1 protein-coding gene is annotated in these 1157 nt (G+C 75.9%); it reads left to right on the top strand.

Features of this window, described 5'->3' with window-relative positions:
* A partial coding sequence (locus tag GUY59_RS50430) for an NAD(P)/FAD-dependent oxidoreductase (protein WP_161715154.1) occupies positions 1 to 1017 on the top strand: 1017 nt, incomplete at its 5' end.
* Positions 1018 to 1157 lie beyond the last annotated feature (140 nt).

Genomic DNA, 1157 nt, shown 5'->3' with positions numbered 1-1157 from the left:
CCCCCAAGCGACGAACCCTCCACCGGGCCCTCCACCGGGCCCTCCACCGGGCCCTCCACCGAACCCTCCACCGAACCCTCCACCGGGCCCTCTGACAGCGGCCCCTCGCTGGGCCCTTCCGGTGACGTGCCCTCGGCCGAGCCTGACGGCGGCGCCTCTTCCGCCGCGCCCGCAGGCCCCTTCCCCCGGCCCGCCGGAGGCGGGCACGCGGCCGGGTCCGGTACGACCGCCGGCGGTGAGGCCGCCACGGTCGCCGGCGACGTTCCTGCCGGACCAGGGCTGGCCGGCGTGGGCGGCACGGGAGCAGGCGGGCCCTCGGGCACCGGAGTCGCGGCGGCCGCGGAAGGCGCAGGGGAACCGGCGCAGGCCCGGCTCACAGGCCTACGCGGGAGCGAGCAGGCGGGCGGCACGTCCTGGCGGCAGGCAACGCCGCTGGAGCCCCGGCAGGCTCCGGTCACCGGCACGGGCGCCCACGACTTCGCCGGTGAGGGCGTTCCGCTCGACGCGGACGCCGTGATCGTGGCCGCCGGTGCGTGGACCGGTGAGGTGTGCCGGCCGCTGGGGGTGAAACTGCCCGTCTTCCCGAGGCGCGGTCAGATCCTGCACGTCACCCTGGAGGGCATCGACACGGCCTGGTGGCCGATCGTGCTGCCCAGGATCGGCCCCTACCTGCTGGGCTTTCCCGACTCCCGCGTCGTCATCGGCGCGACCATCGAGGACGTGGGCTTCTCGCCGCGTGTCACGATGGGCGGACTCGGCGAGGTGATCGAGGCGGGGTTGCAGGTGGCCCCGGGCCTGCTGGGCGCGACGGTGGCGGAGACCAGGGTCGGGCTGCGCCCGGTGTACGCCCCCGGCAGCCCGCTCATCGGCCGTCTCACCAGCCGGGTGGTGGTGGCGACGGGTCTGAGCTCGTACGGCCTGACGGCGGGCCCCTTCACCGGCCGCATCGCCGCCGCTCTGGCCCTCGGCGACGAACCGCCCATCGACGTCACCCCCTACGCTCCGGCCCTCGCCTGAACGCACACACCGTCGCGCGTGCCCGCCGCGTCCGTGCAGGCCGCTCCAGGGACCTGCCGGCGACTGCACCGATCAACGCCCCACACCGCTGAAAAGCCACATCCCACCCGGCAGCCGCTTCACCCCCGCAACCCCCACCC

Source organism: Nonomuraea sp. K271 (assembly GCF_009908215.1).
In the GTDB taxonomy this organism is placed as follows: Bacteria; Actinomycetota; Actinomycetes; order Streptosporangiales; family Streptosporangiaceae; genus Nonomuraea; species Nonomuraea longispora.
This window is presented reverse-complemented; position numbering and strand designations above follow the sequence as displayed.